The following is a 19,779-nucleotide window of genomic DNA, read 5'->3' as shown; positions in this document are numbered from 1 at the left end:
CGAAGTGGGGTTTGCAGAATTAGGAAAATATGCTAAGCTATTTTTAGCTTATACAATAAAATAGTCACACTAGGGGAGCCGCCCATGCGGCTGAGACGGAATAAATGGATTTCGGACCCTTTGCACCTGATCTGGGTTATGCCAGCGTAGGGAAGTGAGCGCCGTGCAAACAAGGCAACACCGTCTTTATTTTGTTTGTGCGTGGGACGATACACGTATACGGATATCATGGTCCGTTCGATTATTGGACGTTCGTTAAACCACTTCCTTGGGGAAGTGGTTTTTTTGCGTTTCGTTCATTTTAAGTTGTTCGAGCTTCCGTAGACGGATTCACATACAATCCCCTTTCATTACTGCTGGTAGACGTGGCTGGCTAAGCTTAGATCCTTTAATCCAATGTGAGGTGAAGACAAAATCGAATTACACGCAATTTCGATGGAAAAGGGCACTTTTGCACAAGCAGCCCAAGTGGCTGCTGTGATTTGTCCTTATGTTCATTATGTACACGCACGTTTAAAACAGAATGGTGCCTCTGCATTGCTTTCTTTGACTCGCAGCATGGTGGAGCAGGAAGTTCCTTTGCAACAAATAGTAGTAAATGATCGTGTGGATGTAGCTTTACTTACTTTGGTTGGAGCCGTCCAGCTACCAGCTAATGGATTACCTGTTGTGGATGTGAAAAGCCTACTTTCAAAGGGTACACGCTGTGGAGTGTCTGTGCATTCCTTGGAGGAGGCGCAGAATGCCGAGCGGGCAGGTGCGGACTATGTACTTTATGGTCACGTATATGAGACCCATTGTAAGCCTGGTATTGTACCGCGGGGTATAGCTCAGCTTGAACATATTTGCAGGCTGTCGAACATTCCGGTGATCGCGCTGGGCGGCATACAACCTCACCATATCCCGGAGCTTTATATGGCCGGAGCAAGCGGAATTGCGGTGATGTCTGGTATATGGGAGGCTGAATCGCCCGTTGCAGCTGCGATGGAATATAGGCGAATGGCAGATCTTGTAGTTCACAGCCTGTAGCGAGAAAACGAGAGTAGAAGCAAGCTGGAAGCAGAATGGTTTATGGAGAGGAGACACGAAACAAATGCTAAAGATACACACGGAGGCAAGAGCGATAGGACATGCTGAATGCTTGGTCATAGGTGGAGGTGTCATCGGCAGTTCCATTGCTTATCATGTGGCCAAGGAGGGAAGAAGTACGATCATGCTGGAACGATTGATCCCGGGTGAGGGAGCCTCAGGAGCAGCGGTTGGAATGCTGGCAGCGGAAAGTGAAGAGTTCACCGACTCTGAGCTGGCACGATTTGCTCGCAGAAGTCGAGATGCATTCCCTGAGCTTGTCTGTGATCTGGAGCGTTTGTCGGGTATTTCGGTGGAATTCCGTACAGAAGGATTTGTGACCCCTTTCCATACGGAAACTGAGGGCCAAAAACGCTGGAAAGCTGCTAAAACGCGAGAGGATGATTGTCCTATCTGGTGGGATGCGAGGGAATTGGCCCGACGAATTCCAGGTTTGGATGAACAAGCGATCGGGGCAATATATCGCTCAAAGGAGACACAAGTGGCTCCTGTCCAGCTTTGCCGTGCTTATGCAGGTGCTGCTGCGGTGCTGGGAGCAACGGTATGGTCTGGTACACAGGCAGAGCAACTGGTCATACAGGATGGTCGAGTTTGCGGTGTTCGAACAGATAGTGGCTTTTTTTCCTGCGATCAGGTCATTATTGCTGGAGGCTTGGATAGCATGAAATTGCTAGCGCAGGTTGGGTTTGAATATCCACTTTATCCGGTCAAGGGCGAAGCGGTAGCGGTCTCCTTGAAAGATCGCCCGTTAGAATACACCATTTATGCTGATGATATTTACCTCGTGCCTAAACAGAATAACGAGCTTTGGATTGGGGCAACGAGCCTTCCGCATCAATATGACGAAGAAGTGACCGTAGGAGGCTTGGAGGGGTTGCTGGCACGTGCCTCTGCCTGGCTGCCGCGCGTCCGTGAAGCTTCTTTTATACGCACTTGGGCGGGCTTACGTCCACAGGCTGCATCAGGTCACCCTTTTATAGGCGCTGTTCCTGGGGTCGAGGGCGTATATGCTGCAGTCGGGCATTATCGCAACGGTGTCCTGCTGAGTGATGCTACCGGGCGTGCGATGGCAGCTATGCTTAATGGGGCTGGTGCGGCTGAACTTGGGATAAGTAGTTTTTCTTCTGAGCTCCTCAAGGAGGAAAGCTTATGAAGCTGACGATTAACGGCCAGAGCATGACCTTTTCTAATCGGATCACTCATGTGAATCAATTGCTACATGAGCTTGATGTAAAGGTGAAAACCGTAGTGGTGGAGCTGAATCGGCATATATTGACCCGTGAAGATCATGATGAAGCAGTACTAAAAGATGGAGATTGCCTAGAAATTGTACATTTTGTGGGAGGCGGTTGATTATGTTAACCATTGGAAAAGCATCTTTTACCTCGAGGTTGTTGTTGGGAACAGGAAAATTCTCTGATCTGGATATCCAATCCCAAGCCGTAGAGGCTGCTGAGACGGAAATATTGACGTTTGCTGTACGGAGATTGAACTTGGAGGAACGGGATAAGCAGCATTTTCTCGATATGCTGGATTTGAGCCGGTATACACTTCTTCCCAACACAGCAGGGGCTACAACAGCAGAGGAGGCGATTCGTATTGCCCAATTGGCAAAAGCCTCCGGCCTGTGCGATATGATAAAGGTGGAAGTCATTGGGGATAGCAAGACACTGCTACCTGACCCTTTTGAAACGTTGAAAGCTAGTGAAAAGCTGTTAGAAGAAGGCTTTATCGTGCTGCCCTACATATCGGACGATGTGATTCTTGCGAAGAGGTTACAAGAGCTTGGAGTACACGCCGTTATGCCTGGAGCTTCGCCGATTGGTACAGGACATGGTTTGCTCAATCCGTTCTCATTAGAGCTAATTATTGAACAAGCGGAGGTTCCGGTTATTGTCGATGCGGGTATTCGCTCACCCGGTGACGCGGCAATGGCGATGCAGTTGGGGGCAGATGCTGTTTTGTTGAACACAGCCGTATCAGGAGCGAAGGACCCAGTAAAAATGGCTGAGGCCATGAAACTGGCTGTTCGTGCTGGAAGATATGGTTTTGAGGCGGGGATGATTCCTGTAAAACGTTATGCTTCAGCAAGCAGTCCGACAGAAGGCATGGTTCAGGCATGAAGGTAACTGACAAATCTGGTGCAGGAGGAACACATCCAAGTGACCGTTATTCCAGACAGGAAAGATTCGCGCCCTTTGGACCGACAGGACAACGCCGGCTTGCTTCTTCCCACGTACTAATCATAGGTGCCGGAGCGTTAGGTACAGGTATTGCGGAAACGCTCGTTCGCGGGGGCGTAGGTACAGTGAGCCTCGTAGACCGGGATTATGTGGAATGGAGCAATTTGCAGCGCCAGCAGCTTTTTCAGGAAAGTGATGCTGCGCAAAGATATCCCAAAGCAGTAGCTGCTCAGCGAAGATTAAAGGATATTAATTCGGAAACGGTTATACACGGACATGTACTGGATGTTGGGGTGGAAGAGCTGGAAGAGTTGATCCAGGGGGTAGATCTCATGATGGATGCAACCGATAATTTCGATACCCGACTTCTTATGAACGACATGGCACTCAAGCATCGGATACCTTGGATTTATGGGGGATGTGTGGGCAGCTATGGTGTAACCTATACCATCTTACCGGGTCAAACGCCTTGTCTTCACTGTCTGCTGGGAACTGTACCGTTTGGTGGGGAAACCTGTGATACCGCCGGGATTATTCCGCAGGCCGTACAGATGGTCACGGCTAACCAAACTACGGAAGCTTTCAAACTTCTTGGTGGATATCCAGAAGATTTGAGAGGAAAGCTGCTTTCGTTTGATTTGTGGAAAAATGAGTATGTAGCGATAGCAGTAGATAGCGTTAAAAAGGAGAACTGTCCTTCTTGCGGCAGCCAACCGACGTATCCCTATTTGTCGGCCTCTCATCGGCAGAAGACAGATGTTTTGTGCGGTAGGGATACCGTTCAAATTAGACCAGCAAACCCGACACATCTGAATCTTGCAGAAACAGCAGATAGATTTGCTTCTTTGGGAGAAGGAAAAGTAGAGCGGAATCCGTTTTTGGTTTCCTTTAGTACAAGCGAGCATCGCTTGGTTGTTTTTGCAGATGGCAGAGCGTTGATTCATGGGACTAAGGACGTGGCAAAAGCAAGAAGTCTGTATCATCGCTATTTGGGTTAAACCATGAAAGCAGAAAGCCATTCTTTGGAGAATGATTTTCTGCTTTTTTGTTACAATAATATTAATATGCTTTAATGGCTTATAACAAACTTGTTCGTGTCCAATATGTAATGCTATGTCCAAACCAGGTGGGTGAAAAGATGAGCCCGTTAATTTTACTTGTGGATGTAAATGAAGCGTCTCCCGTATTTGTTCATCCATTGGAACAGGCAGGTTATCAGGTGGTTCATGTTAGCAATACGACAGATGCAAGCTCTTATGTAGCCCATAATCCTGTGGATTTGCTACTGCTCAATATAGAAGATGAACCGACGGATTCACATGGTTTGCTTCGCACATTGCAGCAATACCATCCTCATGTCCCGCTATTTGCAATGACTTCATCAGATGAGGAGGACCATATTGTTTCATGCTTTGAACAAGGAGCACATGATGTGATCGTTCTGCCCTTTTATCCTAGAGTTTTTCAGGCTAGGGTGGCTAATTTATTGCGGATTTTTGGTATTGAACGTGATGTGAAAAGGGCAATCGAGGCGGGTGATTTACATATAGATAATGCAAGCAGAATGGTGAGCAGAGGGGGGCAAAAGCTGGAATTAACTCCGAAAGAATTCGATCTTTTGCTTCATCTGGCGATACATCTTAACCAAGTTTGTAGCAGACAGCAAATTCTGAAGGATGTTTGGAAACATGATTATATCGTTGATACGAACGTAGTAGACGTCTATATCAGACATTTGAGGGTTAAAGTAGATAAAGGATATAAGTTTAAAATGATCCGTACGGAACGAGGGATTGGCTATTCACTCAGAACACCAACCGTATTAGAATAGTATTAGGTATATAAAAAAAGCCGGAACTTTTCGTCCCGGCTCGCATATTTCAAAATGAGTTTCATACTACAGCACGCGGCGTGCTTTAATGTATGTTCTTTTCCAGTTGCTAGAGTTCAAATCGGAGATGGTCACGCCAGGTCCGCCGTAAGTGTGCAAAATTTTACCCCCGCCCATATAGACTGCTACGTGGGTAATGTTGCGTCCTGTAGCACGACTACCGCTTGAAAAGAAAACTAAGTCCCCTTTTTTTAAATTGGACTTGGATACGGCATGTCCGACTTTGGACTGTTGAACAGAAGTACGCGGCAAATTTACTCCGTATTTCTTGAATATGTGCTTCATGAAAGAAGAACAGTCAAAATTACGCGTCGTGCTTGTGGAAGCTCCAAACTTATAAGGAGTGCCCATATATTTTTCGCCGTAGTTAATTACTTTTTGGCCAACAGAAGTAGTAGTGGCAGCTTGTGCCGTATTTGTTCCCTCAATTGCAAAAGTACCAAAGCCGATCGTGGCTGCGACCCCTGCGATGATTACCTTTTTTATGATTTTCTGCATATTCATGTTGTAAGTACCTCCAGAAATTGATTTGTGCAATATTTTGCTGAGTTGCTAACTAACTGACAGCGTTGAGTATAACAGTTTTGAAGCCGCCTAATAGTTGGAAAAGAACTCTCAAATGCTTGAGGGACAAGGCTTACACAGTGATTATTAAAAAACGATTAAAAATTACAATTTGTTAAAAATATATCGATTCATAGATCTCTACAAACGGAAAAACCCTTATGAATAAAGGGTTTTGAGTGAAAAAACAACTTATTTAATAGTTACAACAATGTCATAATTAATCCTTGCTTTGAATAACGAGTAGTAGACCGCTTTTGATGGAAATCGTACCTTTTGGAGCCGTTAGCTTATTACTGACAGCACGTGATTGTCCCATTTTGAGGGTGGCATTATGTAGCGGATACATAAATCCTTCCAGTTGTATGCCTGTTACTTCGGCAGTCATAGGAAGCAGCGATGTATATGTATAACCCATAGGCTGGATCTCAAGCGTTGATCCGGTGAGCTCAATATAATTATGTGCGTCCATAATAGCGCAGCTAATATGATGTTGCATTGCGCGTACCAATATTTGAACATTAGCCAAGGTGTGGTCCATCCGGGTGCCAGTCACACCAAGCAGCAGTACATGATCTGCCTGTTCGTCCATAGCGATTTCCAAAGCAAGTTCAGTATCTGTTAAGTCTTTAAGTACTGGATCGCACGCAATCATACGTTGGCTTGCTGATTCTACCTTTTCCTTTTCCTCTGGTGTGATCGAATCAAAATCTCCTACAGAGATATGTGGTGTAATACCGTGCTCGATCAGGAAAAGAGCACCTTTATCTGCACCTATAATAAAATCATCGCGTTGTATTTGATGTAAATCTTCTTCATTAAGACGACCGCCTGAAAATACAATCGCTCGTTTTTTTGTCATAATCAACATCCTTTCTTTCTGATACGATCCTATATATATCATCGTTTTTAAGTATACCGCGTTAAATATGGCTTGCACAATTTTGGAGGACATGGCTACAATGAAACAGAAAAAAAGGAAGTGTAACGTGTAATAGGAAGGAGAACGAAATGATTAACGTTTTGTTTGTGTGTTTGGGCAATATTTGCCGCTCTCCGATGGGGGAGGCAATACTGAGACATAAAGCGCAGGAACGGGGATTGGGCGCAGAAATCGGGGTGGACTCGGCCGGGACAGGCGACTGGCACATCGGAAATCCCCCGCATGAGGGAACTCTAAAGCAACTTAAACTGCATGGAATCAGCGAACAAGGCATACAGGCGCGGCAAATAACGGGCCGTGATTTTGACGCGTTTGATTATATTGTGTGCATGGATGACTCTAATGAACGAAACATGCGAAAGATTGCAGGTGGAGCGGAGGCCGATATTCTAAAATTTATGGATTTGCTTCCTCAAGAAAAATTAAGAGAAGTACCCGACCCATATTTTACAGGGAATTTTGAAGAGACCTATCGATTAATGGACGCAGGGTGCGACGCCTTGCTGGACAAGATCGTAGAAGAAAAGCTATAATGTGAACGACAGATGACGGCAATAATTGCCGTTTTTCGTTATACATTTTTGAAAGCGTAACCAAATTATGAAAAAGAGGAAGGAGCTTTATGACCTAGTAGGTCAATGCTCCATTCCCCTTAGTTACCTGGAAGAATATTTACTCAGGCGCGATCCAAAAAATATATTAGCGCGTCAGGCAACTCGTTTTGCCAAAAGCCCCACAAATGTTTGCCATCCTTTTCACGGTAAGAAACTTCAGCGTTCCGTTCGCGCAGCAAATCTGCACATTGACGGTTAAGCTCTACAAAGTTGTAAATGCCAGTATCACTCTCAAATGCATCTTCCTGAAGGCCAACCGTCATCCACACCCGCAAATGAGATAGATCTTTCTCACGGGCGATGATTTCCTGCGAAGCTTCATAGTAAGCACCTGAGAGGCTGATAATGCGGTTGAACAGCTGAGGATACATCAAAGCCAAATGCAGAGACACACTGCCTCCCAGTGAATCCCCCGCCAAAATGCGGGACGCTGCATCTTTTCTTATAGGATACTTTTGCTCCACATAGGGAATAATCTCTTCTGCAAAACAGGCGGTATACGCCTCAAAACGATTGCCAAAGGGAGCGTACTCCTGAGTTCTGATTTTGGTATTCACTTCCACACCTACAATAATGAAGGGTTCGACGCCCTCATCTAGAATGAGGCGGTTGGCGTGAGTTGCAATGCGGCCAAAATTGAAAAATTCTTCTCCGTCCTGACAGTATACGACCGGGTAGCTCAATATTTCATTATAGCCGGGCGGCAAATATATCCGGAGAGTTCTGGTCTCGCCAAGAAAGCGGCTGTCTACTTCGTCTTTAAGGATGGTTCGTTTTAAATACCGAGAATCCGTCATTTTTCGTCACCTTTCTTGGGTATTATTTTGCATTCGGGATCACAATAAGTTAAGATTACCCTGATTGCAATAGATGTTTAAAATTTCAATCATGTACTAAGCTGTTATAGTAAAAAACATACCCTGTTACACACACAAAAATGTGGCAAACTCAAAAAAAATAACTAAATCTTTGACGCGAGCGATATAACAGGTGTATAATAATCCTATAACAGCGGAACTTGATATTCAAATTTTTTTGTTGAGGTGAAGAAAATGAGCAAGGTTCCTTATGAAGTTTACACAGAGGAAGTTGAGGCGTTGTCCGTACTTTCTCCGGATGGTGAAATTATCAATAAAGATATGTTGCCTAAACTTACAGATGATCAATTGAAAGAAATTATGTATCGAATGGTATTTACACGTACTTGGGATGACCGTGCCGTTAACTTAGGCCGTCAAGGACGTCTCGGTTTCTACGCTCCGGTATCCGGACAAGAAGCAACCATGATTGGTAGCGAATATGCGCTCCAAAAAGAAGACTTTATTGCTCCAGGCTACCGCGATATTCCGCAAATCGTTTGGCATGGCCTGCCATTATACCAAGCTTTTTTGTATTCCCGTGGTCATCAACACGGCGGCCAAGTGCCGGACGGTGTTAATGTACTGATGCCGCAAATCATTATTGGCGCGCAAATTTTGCATGCTATGGGTATTGCTATGGGTTACAAACTGAAAAAGCAAAAACAAGTCGCCATTACATATACAGGTGACGGCGGTTCTTCCGAAGGTGATTTCTACGAAGGCCTGAACTATGCTGGTGTATACAAGTTGCCAGTTATTTTCTTTGTGCAAAACAATGGTTACGCGATCACGACTCCATTTTCTAAACAAACAGCTGCTCTTTCGATCGCTCATAAAGCAGTAGCTGCTGGTATTAAAGGCGTGAAAATTGACGGCATGGACGTGCTTGCAGTTATTAAAGCCGTTCAAGAAGCTGCAGAGCGTGGACGTAATGGCGAAGGTGCTACATTGATTGAAGCCGTAACGTACCGTTTCCGTCCGCATTCCCTTTCTGATGATGCAACAAAATATCGTTCTAAAGAAGAAGAAGGCGAATGGAATGCGAAAGATCCAATTGCCCGCTTTGCGAAATACCTTGAGAAAAAAGGTCTTTGGACTGAAGAAGATACAGCTCGCGTAAAAGAAGAAGCTAAGGCAAAAGTGAACGAAGAGATCAAAAAAGCCGAGAAAACAGAAAAAATGACAATTCCTGGCCTGATCGATAGCATGTTCGAAACAACGCCTAAGCACTTGGAAGAACAAAAAGCTGATTTTAAATAATTGAACTTGAAAGAGACCGGGCGCTAACCCGATCCGGTCTGCTTTTCGATTGACCTGAACTGAAATTGATCTGTCAATGTTTAAGGAGGAAATGAAGCAAATGGCACAAATGAACATGAAAGAAGCGATTCGTGACGCACTGCGCGTAGAGTTGAAACGCGACCCTAACGTCCTGCTTTTCGGTGAAGATGTAGGTCATGTAGGTGGCGTATTCCGCGCTACAGAAGGTCTGCAAAAAGAATTTGGCGAAGAACGTGTATTCGATACTCCGCTGGCGGAATCCGCAATCGGGGGTCTTGCTGTGGGTCTGGGTATTCAAGGCTTCCGCCCTGTAGCTGAAATCCAGTTCGTAGGCTTTATCTTTGAAGCTCTCGATCAAATGGCAATTCAAGCATCCCGTATGCGTTACCGTTCCGGTGGACGTTACAATTCTCCAATCGTATTCCGTACACCTTTTGGTGGCGGTGTTAAGGCAGCCGAGCTGCATACAGATTCCTTGGAAGGTCTTCTGGCTCAAACACCTGGTATCAAGGTTGTTGTTCCTTCCAACCCTTACGATGCAAAAGGTCTTATGATCGCGTCTATTCGCGACAACGATCCAGTATTTTTCATGGAGCATTTGAACCTGTATCATGCATTCCGCGCTGAAGTTCCTGAGAATGATTACACAGTTGAACTGGGCAAAGCTAACGTAGTTCGTGAAGGTTCCGACGTGACGATCATTACTTACGGTATGATGGTGCACACTTCAGTTAAAGCTGCTGATGAACTGGAAAAAACAAAAGGTATCAAAGTGGAAATCATTGATTTGCGTACCATTAGCCCGATTGACATTGATACCGTTGTTGCTTCTATTCAAAAAACCAATCGTGCCATCGTTGTTCAAGAAGCGCAAAAGAGCTCCGGTGTAGCTGCTGAAGTTATTGCACAAATTAACGAAAAAGCAATCCTGCATCTGGAAGCACCTGTTCTGCGTGTAGCGGGTCCAGATACCGTTTATCCTTTTGCTCAAATTGAAGATACTTGGTTGCCAACGCCAACACGTATCATTGATGCGGTTAATAAAGTATTGGAATTTTAATTAAAGCACACCGTAAATTTGGGAGGTTTTAAACGTGGCTAAATTTGAATATAAATTCCCGGAGCTAGGTGAAGGTCTTCACGAAGGCGAAATCATCAAGATGCACATCAAGCCCGGCGACAAAGTAACAGATGAAGATATCATCATGGAAGTACAAAACGATAAGGCTGTAGTTGAAGTTCCTTGTCCCGTTAATGGTACAGTACAAGAAGTATTTGCCAAAGACGGCGACATCTTTAACGTAGGCCAAGTCGTAGCTGTAATTGATGCAGAAGGTGAACTTCCTGAACAAGAAGAAGCACCAGAAGCACCAGCTGTTAGCCCTGAGCCAAGTGCTGCTGCACAAGGCGGAGCTGCAGGTACGGCTAGATTTGAATATAAATTCCCAGAGCTGGGTGAAGGTCTTCACGAAGGCGAAATCATCAAGATGCACATCAAGCCCGGCGACAAAGTAACAGATGAAGATATCATCATGGAAGTACAAAACGATAAGGCTGTAGTTGAAGTTCCTTGTCCGGTCAATGGTACAGTACAAGAAGTATTTGCCAAAGACGGCGACATCTTTAACGTAGGTCAAGTCGTAGCTGTAATCGCTGCAGAGGGTGAACTTCCTGAACAAGAAGAAGCACCAGCTGCTGCTAAACAAGAACAGGATGCTGCACAAGGCGGAGCTAACACTAAACCAGCTGCAACTCCAGCTGCTTCTAACAAAGACGTACTGGCTACACCTAGCGTCCGCAAATTTGCTCGTGAGCAAGGTGTAAACATCGCTCAAGTGAGTGGCTCCGGCAAAAATGGTAAAATCACCAAAGAAGATGTAGAAGCTTTCAAAAATGGTGGAGGTCAAGCGGCTGCACCAGTAGCGAAAGAAGCTGCAAAAGCACAAGAGCCTGCTAAGAAAGAAGCGAAAGCTGCAGCACCATCTGCGCCAGCAGCAGATCCACGTGCTGAGGAAGAGCGCGTACCATTTAAAGGTATCCGCAAAGCTATTTCCAATGCTATGGTTAAATCGGCTTATACGGCTCCGCACGTTACGATTATGGATGAAGTAGATGTAACTGAATTGGTTGCTTTCCGTACTCGTATCAAACCAATTGCTGAGAAGAAAGGCACAAAAGTAACATACCTGCCATTCATCGTAAAAGCTTTGGTTGCTGCTTCCCGTCAATTCCCGGCTCTGAATGCCACAATCGACGAAGAAGCAAACGAAATTGTCTACAAAAAATACTACAACATCGGTATCGCTACAGATACAGACAACGGCTTGATCGTTCCTGTTATCAAAGATGCTGATCGTAAGAGTATCTGGATGATTGCTGATTCCATTCGTGATCTGGCTGTGCGCGGTCGTGATGGAAAATTGGCTGCGAACGAAATGAGAGGAAGCACAATTTCCATCACTAACATCGGTTCTGCAGGCGGTATGTTCTTTACTCCAATCATTAACTTCCCTGAAGTTGCGATTTTGGGTACTGGCCGCATCAGTGAAAAAGCAGTCGTGAAAAACGGTGAAATTGTTGCCGCTCCAGTAATGGCTCTTTCCCTGAGCTTTGACCACCGTATTATTGATGGTGCAACTGCTCAAAACTTCATGAACTATATCAAACAGCTGCTCGCTAACCCTGAGTTGCTTGTTATGGAGGTGTAATCAATGGTAGTAGGAGACGCTTCTCTGGATATTGACACATTGGTTATCGGTGCGGGTCCTGGCGGCTATGTAGCTGCCATCCGTGCCGCGCAATTGGGACAAAGCGTATTGATCGTTGACAAATCTGAGCTGGGCGGTGTCTGTCTGAACCGTGGATGTATTCCATCCAAAGCTTTGATCTCTGCAGCTCATCAATACGAAGCAGCTAAACATGGCGAGTCTTTCGGTATTTCGGCTGAAAATGTAAAAGTGGACTTCGCTAAAACACAAGAATTCAAAAACGGCGTTGTTAAGAAAATGACAGGCGGCGTAAGTGGCTTGCTCAAAGGCAACAAAGTTGAAGTTTTCAATGGTGAGTGCATGTTCATCAACGAAAACGAAGCGCGTGTATTCAACGAACATGAATCACCACGTTACCGTTTTAAAAATGCAATTATCGCAACAGGTTCCCGTCCAATCGAACTGAAACCATTCCCATTTGGCGGACGCATTCTGTCTTCTACAGAAGCATTGAACCTGCCTGAAATTCCAAAGAGCCTGATCGTAATCGGTGGTGGATACATTGGTGCAGAGCTTGGACAAATGTACTCTAAATTCGGTTCCAAAGTAACGATCATTGAAGGTATGGATACAGTGCTTCCTGGTTTCGACAAAGATATGACTTCGATCGTTGCGAAAAGTATGAAGAAAACTGGCATCGAAATCTTCACTGGCGCTAAAGCTGAAAGTGCAGAGCAAACAGATAAAGACGTAACGGTGAAATTCTCCGTTAACGGCGAAAGCAAAGAAGTAACTGCTGAATATCTGCTTGTAACTGTTGGACGTCGTCCAAACACAGACGGTGAACTGGGTCTGGATCTGATCGGCGTAGAACTGGATGAGCGCGGGATGGTGAAAGTTGATCACCAAGGACGTACTAGCATTCCTCACATCTTTGCAATCGGCGATATCGTAGCTGGTCTTGCTCTGGCACACAAAGCTTCTTACGAAGGTAAAGTGGCTGCTGAAGCAATCGCAGGCGAGCCGTCTGTAGTAGATTACAAATGTATGCCAGCTGTCGTTTTCACAGATCCAGAATGCTCCAGCGTAGGCTACACAGAGACACAAGCCAAAGAAAAAGGCTACAATGTCAAAGTTGGCAAGTTCTCTTATGGAGCAAACGGTCGTGCGGTTTCCCTGAACGCTACTGAAGGTTTTGTGAAAATCGTAGCTGACGCTGACACAGGTCTGGTACTGGGTACGCAAATCGTAGGTCTGGAAGCTTCCAACCTTATTGCTGAGCTGGGTCTGGCGATTGAAATGGGTGCTACACTCGAAGATATCTCCTTGACTATTCATGCTCACCCTACATTGGGCGAAATCGTTATGGAAGCAGCGGAAGTCGTGCTGGGTCATCCGATCCATACATTGGCACCACGTCGCTAATACCATTTTTCATTATCTCGTTTTTGGTTTTCATACATGACAAAGAGAGGCAAGGAGCGCTATATCTGCGCTCTTTGTCTCTTTTTTTTCAAACTTTAGGATTTTCAGGACTACCATGAAAATTCACACAGTACATGGTCAACGAAGCACCGTACATGATAAACTAAATATAGATATTGGTGCAGAAAGAGAATTTTAAAGATTAGAATCTGGCGATGCCGGGTTTTTATTCATGCTCAAAGGAGAGGAATAACGTGCGTAACTATTTGGAACTGCTGGAGGATATTTTAGAGAATGGAGTAAAAAAAGAGGATCGTACAGGAACGGGTACACTATCTGTTTTCGGAAGACAACTCCGTTTTGATCTGGCCAAGGGCTTCCCCTTGGTGACCACCAAAAGAGTACATTTGAAATCCGTTATTCATGAGTTGTTATGGTTTTTGCGGGGAGATACCAACATTTCTTATCTCAAGGAGAACGGAGTTACCATTTGGGATGAGTGGGCGGACGAGCAGGGGAATCTGGGTCCTGTATATGGATCGCAATGGCGCTCGTGGGAAACAACAGACGGGCAACATATTGACCAAATTGCGAATGTCATTGAGGCTATTAAAAATAATCCAGATTCACGACGACACATCGTCAGTGCTTGGAATGTGGCAGAAATCGAATCCATGAAGTTGCCGCCATGTCACTTTGTATTTCAGTTCTATGTAGCTGGAGGGAAGCTTTCCTGTATGCTAACAATGCGTTCTGTGGATACCTTTCTAGGGCTGCCGTTCAACATCGCGAGTTATGCATTGCTTACGCATATGGTTGCACAGCAGTGTGGTTTGGAGCCCGGCGAATTTATTTGGTCAGGCGGCGATGTGCATATTTATTCAAATCATATGCAACAAGTGCATACACAGCTGGAACGTGATCCTTATCCGTTGCCTCAGTTAAAAATTCTGCGCAAACCGGATTCGATTTTTGATTATACCTATGACGATTTTGCTTTTGAAAATTACGAGTATCATCCAGGGATTAAGGCGCCTGTCGCCATCTGATTAGAGGAGGTGGAAAAATGGGCATTTCAATGATATGGGCTATGGCACAAAATGGTGTGATCGGCCGAGATAACAAACTTCCCTGGCGCCTCCCTAGAGACATGGCCTTTTTCAAAGAACAGACGATTAATAAAACGGTACTCATGGGACGCAAGACGTGGGAATCCTTTGGAGGAAAAAGCCTGCCAAACCGACGTAACATCGTCTTGACTCGAGATCAGCGCTATCAGGTGGAAGGTGCGGAAGTGATTCATTCACTGGAAGAAGGGCTCCAATTAGCCAAGCAGGATGAGTTTATGGTCATTGGGGGAGCGGAGATTTATTCACTGTTTTGGCCACATGCTGATCGGCTGATTGTGACTCGGATTGAGGAGACTTTTGAAGGCGATACAACGTTCCCTGAGCTGGATTGGAACGGCTGGAATATAGTCAGTGAGACTCCGGGTATCAAGGATGACAAAAATCCATATGAGTACCGTTTTGTTGTTTACGAGAGAACGGAATAAGAATAGACTGTATCCGACCCCACTCATTTGAAAAATTAATAAACCATATAAAAAATCCTTTTGGTGTTGATGCAAAAAGTTGCATAAGTTTTCATTACTTTTACGCTGTATTGTGATACAATAAATCAAATTCAACGAGAACAGACCCTTTCATGATACAAACAGACAAATTCGAATTTGACTTAAATTCTGAATGGATGATCGGGGTTCATAAGCGAAGAGATGGGGGAACGTAACATGTCTACACCAACTGGATTTATGGAATACACACGACAGCTTCCTACAGACCGGGACCCGGCAGAGCGTATAAAGGATTGGGAAGAATTCCATAAGCATATGTCTGAAGAAGAGCTGCGTACCCAAGGGGCGCGTTGTATGGACTGTGGAACTCCTTATTGTCATACGGGGATGGATATCATGGGAGCAACTCTAGGCTGCCCGGTTCATAATCTCATTCCGGAATGGAACAATCTCGTATATCGTGGTTTGTGGAAGGAAGCGCTAGAGCGGTTGCACAAAACGAATAACTTCCCGGAATTCACAGGTCGTGTCTGTCCTGCGCCATGTGAAGGTTCGTGTACAGTCGGCCTGATCGGACAGTCTGTTACAATTAAAACCATTGAGGAAGCTATTATCGAAAAGGGTTTTGAGGAAGGCTGGGTCGTTCCTAATCCGCCAGAAAAGCGTACAGGCAAACGAGTGGCTATTGTTGGTTCGGGTCCGGCAGGTTTGGCTGCAGCTGCTCAGCTTAACAAAGCAGGGCATAGCGTGACTGTGTATGAGCGTGCAGATCGTGTGGGTGGATTATTGATGTATGGCATACCGTCCATGAAATTGGATAAGAAGGTTGTTCAGCGGCGTGTGGATTTGCTGGAGGCTGAAGGTATTCAATTCATCACAAATACGGAAATCGGCAAAGATATCCCTACCGATCAGTTGATTGCTGAATATGATGCGGTTGTCCTATGCGGTGGTTCTACGAAGCCAAGAGAATTCAACATTGAAGGTAGCGATTTGAAGGGTGTTCATTATGCGATGGATTATCTGAATGGTACCATCAAAAGCTACTTGGATTCCAATCTGGAAGATGGCAACTATTTGTCTTCCCAAGGTAAGGACGTTATTGTAATCGGTGGCGGTGATACAGGTTCGGACTGTGTAGCTACTTCTTTGCGTCATGGTTGTCGGAGTGTCACTCAATTTGGCACACATACCAAAGCGCCTATGGAGCGTGATCCGATTGCCAATCCTTGGCCACAATTTCCAAACGTGTATTCTCTTGATTATGCACAGGAAGAAGCGAAGGCGTTGTTCGGAGAAGATCCACGTGAGTTCTCCATCATGACGACCAAATTTGTAGGTGATGAGAACGGTAATCTGAAAGAGCTGCACACCATTCAAATTCAACGGATTGTTGATGAAACAGGGCGCAAAATCTATCAACCGATTCCAGGTACGGAGCGCGTATTCCCTGCACAAATTGCTCTGATTGCCATTGGATTTGATGGTCCTGAGCAAACGATTGTAGAGCAGATTGGTTTGGAGACGGATCGTCGCTCCAACGTTAAAGCACGTTATGGAAAATATGTTACCAATGTGGATAAGGTTTTTGCTGCAGGCGATATGCGTCGCGGACAAAGTCTTGTCGTGTGGGCTATTAATGAAGGTCGCGAAGCTGCACGAGAGGTTGATAAATACCTCATGGGCGCTACCGTTTTGGTATAATTATAAATTTTATGTTACGGATCAGTCAAAGCTCCATCTTCGGATGGGGCTTTATTGTATTTCAAGCTGAGTCTGTCAGAAGCGAAATATGAATAAATGATTATTGAGCTGTGAGGCATTGTGAAATTCATGTTATAAAATATAACTCTAATTTAATTATCTCACCATATATTTCTTATCTATATTGATCATAACATAAAAAAGGGTGTTTAGTGTAGCTTTTTTATAGAAAAAAGAATAAATTCACAAGAAAATTAGTTAAAATTCGATAATTATGTAATATAAATTAACATATACATAACTTTAGTTGACTGTTTAAAATCATGACCTGAGAGAAGCATGGTATCTATGGTATAATACACGTATATTGTTGAAGCGTTTGACTAAATGAATTTACAAAGGAGCTTTCGTCGGGAGAAGGCTCCTTTTGCATGAGGCCGGGATACCTGTGTTTTCATTAACATTCCATGTATATGTATGATTCATGGAGGAGAAACAGAAGGCCGTCAGGAAGGAATGGAGTATGAATGAAGACGTTGATTATTGCTGAGAAACCAGATATGGGACGGACGATTGCCGCTGTTATGGAGCCGCGGGCTAAAAATAACCGTACCTATTTGGAAGGTGAGAAATACATTGTAACCTGGGCGATCGGACATTTGTTGGGTTTGGCTGAGCCGGATGCATACGATGCTAAGTACAAACGATGGAATATTAAGGATCTTCCTATTATCCCTGAGCAGTTCAAAATTGTACCGAATCCGAAAACAAAAGATCAGCTGAAAATGATTGGTGAACTGGCTAAACGCTGCAATGCCATCGTAAATGCTTGTGATGCTGGACGGGAAGGACAATATATTTTCGCGTTGATTCAACAGCAATTGAAGTTGCATCAGCCAGTTAAACGACTGTGGATTTCAGATTTGACAGCGGAAAGTATTGCGACAGGCTTTGAACGATTGCGAGATGCTTCGGAGTTTGAATTTCTGACTCAAGCTGCGAGGGCACGAAGTGAAGCGGACTGGCTGATCGGAATGAATGCTTCCAGAGCGTTCACAACACGACATAACACACTGCTGTCGGTAGGAAGGGTGCAGACTCCCGTGCTGGCACTGATTCATGACCGGGAAAAGGAAATTGAGGCATTTCAGTCTCAAACCTTCTATGATGTGTGGGCTGAATTTAAGCAAGATCAGATCAAGTACAAAGGTGCGTGGCAGGGGGATCGGTTGACGAAGCCAGAGGAAGCTGAGGCGATCGCTGCGGCCGTTCGCGGAAAAACAGGTAAAATCACCAAATATGACACGAAGCAGACAAAAGAGTATCCTTTTAAATTGTACGATTTAACGCTGCTTCAACGCGAGGCGAATGCCAAGTATGGTTATTCGGCCAAAAAAACACTGGATGTGGCACAAGCGCTTTATGAGCGTCACAAGGTCATTTCCTATCCTCGTACCAATTCTAACTATGTGACAGAGCAAAATATAGACGGCATGCACAAGGCGCTACGGATGCTGGAGACAGGTCCTTATGCTGATCTGGTCCAACAAGCCAACCCGAATTTGGTCCATAAACAGAATAAATCGGTCTGCAATCCATCTCGTGTTGAGGATCACCATGCTATTCTGCCGACGTTAAAAAGGCCGGGAACGCTAAGCAAGGAGGAGCAAAATGTATATGACCTGGTTATTCGCAGGTTTTTGTCACATTTTTTTCCGCCTGCTGAATACAAAATGCATACCGTAATGACACAGGTGGACAAGCATCTGTTTAAAACAAATATCAAAGAGCTTCTTTCCTTGGGTTGGAAAGTGGTTTTGAGTAAGGCTGATCAGGATAAAGGTAAAAAGAGTAAATCACCGAAAAAAGAGGATGAAGAGGAAACGGACGAGTGGACGGACAAGAAGTTTGAGATTGATGCGGGGCGTCCCGTGGATTGTGTTCGCGCTGAGATGAAAGAAAAGGCGACTCAGCCCCCTAAAAGCTACACGGAGGGTACCTTGCTTAAGGCGATGGAAAGCGCGGGTAAGCAGATGGAGAATGAGGAATTACGCGAGGTTATGAAGGATGCTGGATTAGGCACACCTGCGACGCGGGCCGCCACAATTGAACGATTGAAAAAGGTTGGCTATATTGAAATGAAGGGCAAAAAGATTCTTATTACGGAAAAGGGAAAGATGGCTATTGACCTGATCCGTCATGCTGGGGTTGATCTATTAGCCTCGCCGGAGATGACTGGTCAATGGGAACGTCGTCTACACCAAATTTCCAAGGGAGAGGCGGCTCAAGAGAAGTTTATGGATAACGTTAAAAGATTTACGTTGTCCATCATTGACAAGGTGAGGCAGCAGCCACCGGCTCCGGCAAATGCCTTTGGCGAGGAAGCAAGGGGGAAGCGTGCAGCTGGAAAAGAAGGCGCACGTAATGTACGCGCGAGTGGAGGCACCGCCGCCAAAGGGGTGGGGCGTGCTACATCAGGACGCGGTGGAAGCGCAACGCTGGAGCAGGCAGCAGCACCAGCAAGTCGTGCTGCGGGAACAGCTGGTTCCGCTGCACGCAGCTCTTCCCATGGAGCCTTAGGCATTTCAGTGAGCCAAAGGCAAGCTTTGGGTAGCTGCCCACGCTCTAATTGCAGCGGAAGCATTATAGAAGGCCGCAAAGGGTATGGGTGCAGCCACTACAAGCAGGGTTGTGGATTTGTCGTTTGGAAGGAATATGCTGGAAAGCAGATTACCGAAACGATGCTCAAATCTCTGTTGACGAAGGGACAGACGCAATTGTTGTCTTTTAAACGTAAAGATGGATCGACCGTCAAAGCGCGAATTGTTCTGAATGAACCAGGTACAGGACAACTTAGCGTTCGAGAGGAATCCTGAGACAGGGTTTAGACCACCATTTTAGCTGAATCAAAGGTTGAATAACATTTTAAAAACAAAAAAGG

Annotated in this window: 18 protein-coding genes and 1 riboswitch; of the genes, 15 read left to right on the top strand and 3 right to left on the bottom strand. The window is 45.1% G+C overall.

The features are described from left to right. Positions 1–61 precede the first annotated feature (61 nt). Positions 62–170: riboswitch (TPP riboswitch) on the top strand. A gap of 265 nt (positions 171–435) precedes the next feature. From T3H97_RS13975 to T3H97_RS13950, 6 genes are all read left to right on the top strand, one after another. Further along, on the top strand, positions 436–1,029 hold the full coding sequence (locus tag T3H97_RS13975) for a thiamine phosphate synthase (RefSeq protein WP_328800026.1): 594 nt from the start codon (positions 436–438) through the stop codon (positions 1,027–1,029). A gap of 64 nt (positions 1,030–1,093) precedes the next feature. Beyond that, positions 1,094–2,242 (top strand): glycine oxidase ThiO, encoded by a 1,149-nt coding sequence (gene thiO / locus T3H97_RS13970; protein WP_328800025.1) that lies wholly within the window; start codon positions 1,094–1,096, stop codon positions 2,240–2,242. Then, positions 2,239–2,442 carry a sulfur carrier protein ThiS gene (gene thiS / locus T3H97_RS13965; protein ID WP_134904739.1) on the top strand — a complete coding sequence of 68 codons (204 nt, stop codon included), beginning with the start codon at positions 2,239–2,241 and terminating at the stop codon, positions 2,440–2,442. Before thiO ends, thiS begins: the two co-directional genes overlap by 4 nt. 2 nt (positions 2,443–2,444) lie before the next feature. Beyond that, on the top strand, positions 2,445–3,212 hold the full coding sequence (locus tag T3H97_RS13960) for a thiazole synthase (protein WP_025724142.1): 768 nt from the start codon (positions 2,445–2,447) through the stop codon (positions 3,210–3,212). Further along, a complete protein-coding gene (locus T3H97_RS13955; RefSeq protein WP_134904740.1) occupies positions 3,209–4,270 on the top strand; it encodes a ThiF family adenylyltransferase in 1,062 nt (353 codons plus the stop codon). The genes T3H97_RS13960 and T3H97_RS13955 overlap by 4 nt, the downstream gene beginning before the upstream one ends. 140 nt (positions 4,271–4,410) lie before the next feature. Then, entirely contained in the window at positions 4,411–5,103 is a 693-nt protein-coding gene (locus T3H97_RS13950) for a response regulator transcription factor (protein ID WP_328800024.1), read from the top strand. A 66-nt stretch (positions 5,104–5,169) separates the two neighbouring features. Here the strand turns inward: T3H97_RS13950 and T3H97_RS13945 are convergent, their stop codons facing one another. Together T3H97_RS13945 and T3H97_RS13940 are read right to left on the bottom strand one after the other, a co-directional pair. Beyond that, positions 5,170–5,667 (bottom strand): C40 family peptidase, encoded by a 498-nt coding sequence (locus T3H97_RS13945; protein ID WP_025724146.1) that lies wholly within the window; start codon positions 5,665–5,667, stop codon positions 5,170–5,172. A gap of 280 nt (positions 5,668–5,947) precedes the next feature. Then, positions 5,948–6,589, bottom strand: a complete 642-nt coding sequence (locus tag T3H97_RS13940; protein WP_328800023.1) for a thiamine diphosphokinase — start codon at positions 6,587–6,589, stop codon at positions 5,948–5,950. Between the two features lie 149 nt (positions 6,590–6,738). On the opposite strand from T3H97_RS13940, the gene T3H97_RS13935 reads away from it, so the two are divergent. Then, positions 6,739–7,203: a low molecular weight protein-tyrosine-phosphatase gene (locus T3H97_RS13935; RefSeq protein ID WP_029517442.1), complete on the top strand. Its 465-nt coding sequence runs from the start codon at positions 6,739–6,741 to the stop codon at positions 7,201–7,203. Between the two features lie 143 nt (positions 7,204–7,346). On the opposite strand, the gene T3H97_RS13930 is transcribed toward T3H97_RS13935, so the two are convergent. Next, on the bottom strand, positions 7,347–8,081 hold the full coding sequence (locus T3H97_RS13930; protein WP_103049146.1) for an alpha/beta hydrolase: 735 nt from the start codon (positions 8,079–8,081) through the stop codon (positions 7,347–7,349). A gap of 255 nt (positions 8,082–8,336) precedes the next feature. Between T3H97_RS13930 and pdhA the strand changes: the two genes are divergently transcribed. The 8 genes from pdhA to T3H97_RS13890 all read left to right on the top strand — a co-directional run bounded on the left by pdhA (position 8,337) and on the right by T3H97_RS13890 (position 19,714). Continuing rightward, complete coding sequence (pdhA, locus tag T3H97_RS13925; protein ID WP_013310511.1) at positions 8,337–9,404, top strand: pyruvate dehydrogenase (acetyl-transferring) E1 component subunit alpha; 1,068 nt, start codon at positions 8,337–8,339, stop codon at positions 9,402–9,404. Between the two features lie 100 nt (positions 9,405–9,504). After that, positions 9,505–10,485, top strand: a complete 981-nt coding sequence (locus tag T3H97_RS13920; protein WP_039271308.1) for an alpha-ketoacid dehydrogenase subunit beta — start codon at positions 9,505–9,507, stop codon at positions 10,483–10,485. Positions 10,486–10,519: 34 nt separating this feature from the next. Further along, positions 10,520–12,133, top strand: coding sequence for a 2-oxo acid dehydrogenase subunit E2 (locus T3H97_RS13915; protein ID WP_328800021.1), 1,614 nt, complete (start codon positions 10,520–10,522; stop codon positions 12,131–12,133). Positions 12,134–12,136: 3 nt separating this feature from the next. After that, a complete protein-coding gene (lpdA, locus tag T3H97_RS13910; RefSeq protein WP_134903213.1) occupies positions 12,137–13,558 on the top strand; it encodes a dihydrolipoyl dehydrogenase in 1,422 nt (473 codons plus the stop codon). A gap of 254 nt (positions 13,559–13,812) precedes the next feature. Beyond that, entirely contained in the window at positions 13,813–14,607 is a 795-nt protein-coding gene (gene thyA / locus T3H97_RS13905; RefSeq protein ID WP_013310507.1) for a thymidylate synthase, read from the top strand. Positions 14,608–14,624: 17 nt separating this feature from the next. After that, entirely contained in the window at positions 14,625–15,113 is a 489-nt protein-coding gene (locus T3H97_RS13900; protein ID WP_272638164.1) for a dihydrofolate reductase, read from the top strand. 237 nt (positions 15,114–15,350) lie between these two features. Next, positions 15,351–16,838, top strand: a complete 1,488-nt coding sequence (locus T3H97_RS13895) for a glutamate synthase subunit beta (RefSeq protein ID WP_103049150.1) — start codon at positions 15,351–15,353, stop codon at positions 16,836–16,838. 527 nt (positions 16,839–17,365) lie between these two features. Continuing rightward, positions 17,366–19,714 carry a type IA DNA topoisomerase gene (locus tag T3H97_RS13890; protein ID WP_328800019.1) on the top strand — a complete coding sequence of 783 codons (2,349 nt, stop codon included), beginning with the start codon at positions 17,366–17,368 and terminating at the stop codon, positions 19,712–19,714. The last annotated feature ends 65 nt before the right edge of the window (positions 19,715–19,779 follow it).

Source organism: Paenibacillus sp. LX16 (assembly GCF_036252815.1).
Taxonomy (GTDB): domain Bacteria; phylum Bacillota; class Bacilli; order Paenibacillales; family Paenibacillaceae; genus Paenibacillus; species Paenibacillus polymyxa_B.
This window is presented reverse-complemented; position numbering and strand designations above follow the sequence as displayed.

Coding starts and splice junctions, on each gene's coding strand:
- thiO (WP_328800025.1), top strand. CDS start 1,094: ATGCTAAAGATACACACGGAGGCAAGAGCGATAGGACATGCTGAATGC.
- T3H97_RS13895 (WP_103049150.1), top strand. CDS start 15,351: ATGTCTACACCAACTGGATTTATGGAATACACACGACAGCTTCCTACA.
- T3H97_RS13960 (WP_025724142.1), top strand. CDS start 2,445: ATGTTAACCATTGGAAAAGCATCTTTTACCTCGAGGTTGTTGTTGGGA.
- T3H97_RS13900 (WP_272638164.1), top strand. CDS start 14,625: ATGGGCATTTCAATGATATGGGCTATGGCACAAAATGGTGTGATCGGC.
- T3H97_RS13920 (WP_039271308.1), top strand. CDS start 9,505: ATGGCACAAATGAACATGAAAGAAGCGATTCGTGACGCACTGCGCGTA.
- T3H97_RS13940 (WP_328800023.1), bottom strand. CDS start 6,589: ATGACAAAAAAACGAGCGATTGTATTTTCAGGCGGTCGTCTTAATGAA.
- T3H97_RS13950 (WP_328800024.1), top strand. CDS start 4,411: ATGAGCCCGTTAATTTTACTTGTGGATGTAAATGAAGCGTCTCCCGTA.
- T3H97_RS13975 (WP_328800026.1), top strand. CDS start 436: ATGGAAAAGGGCACTTTTGCACAAGCAGCCCAAGTGGCTGCTGTGATT.
- T3H97_RS13930 (WP_103049146.1), bottom strand. CDS start 8,081: ATGACGGATTCTCGGTATTTAAAACGAACCATCCTTAAAGACGAAGTA.
- thiS (WP_134904739.1), top strand. CDS start 2,239: ATGAAGCTGACGATTAACGGCCAGAGCATGACCTTTTCTAATCGGATC.
- pdhA (WP_013310511.1), top strand. CDS start 8,337: ATGAGCAAGGTTCCTTATGAAGTTTACACAGAGGAAGTTGAGGCGTTG.
- lpdA (WP_134903213.1), top strand. CDS start 12,137: ATGGTAGTAGGAGACGCTTCTCTGGATATTGACACATTGGTTATCGGT.
- T3H97_RS13890 (WP_328800019.1), top strand. CDS start 17,366: ATGAAGACGTTGATTATTGCTGAGAAACCAGATATGGGACGGACGATT.
- T3H97_RS13935 (WP_029517442.1), top strand. CDS start 6,739: ATGATTAACGTTTTGTTTGTGTGTTTGGGCAATATTTGCCGCTCTCCG.
- T3H97_RS13955 (WP_134904740.1), top strand. CDS start 3,209: ATGAAGGTAACTGACAAATCTGGTGCAGGAGGAACACATCCAAGTGAC.
- T3H97_RS13945 (WP_025724146.1), bottom strand. CDS start 5,667: ATGAATATGCAGAAAATCATAAAAAAGGTAATCATCGCAGGGGTCGCA.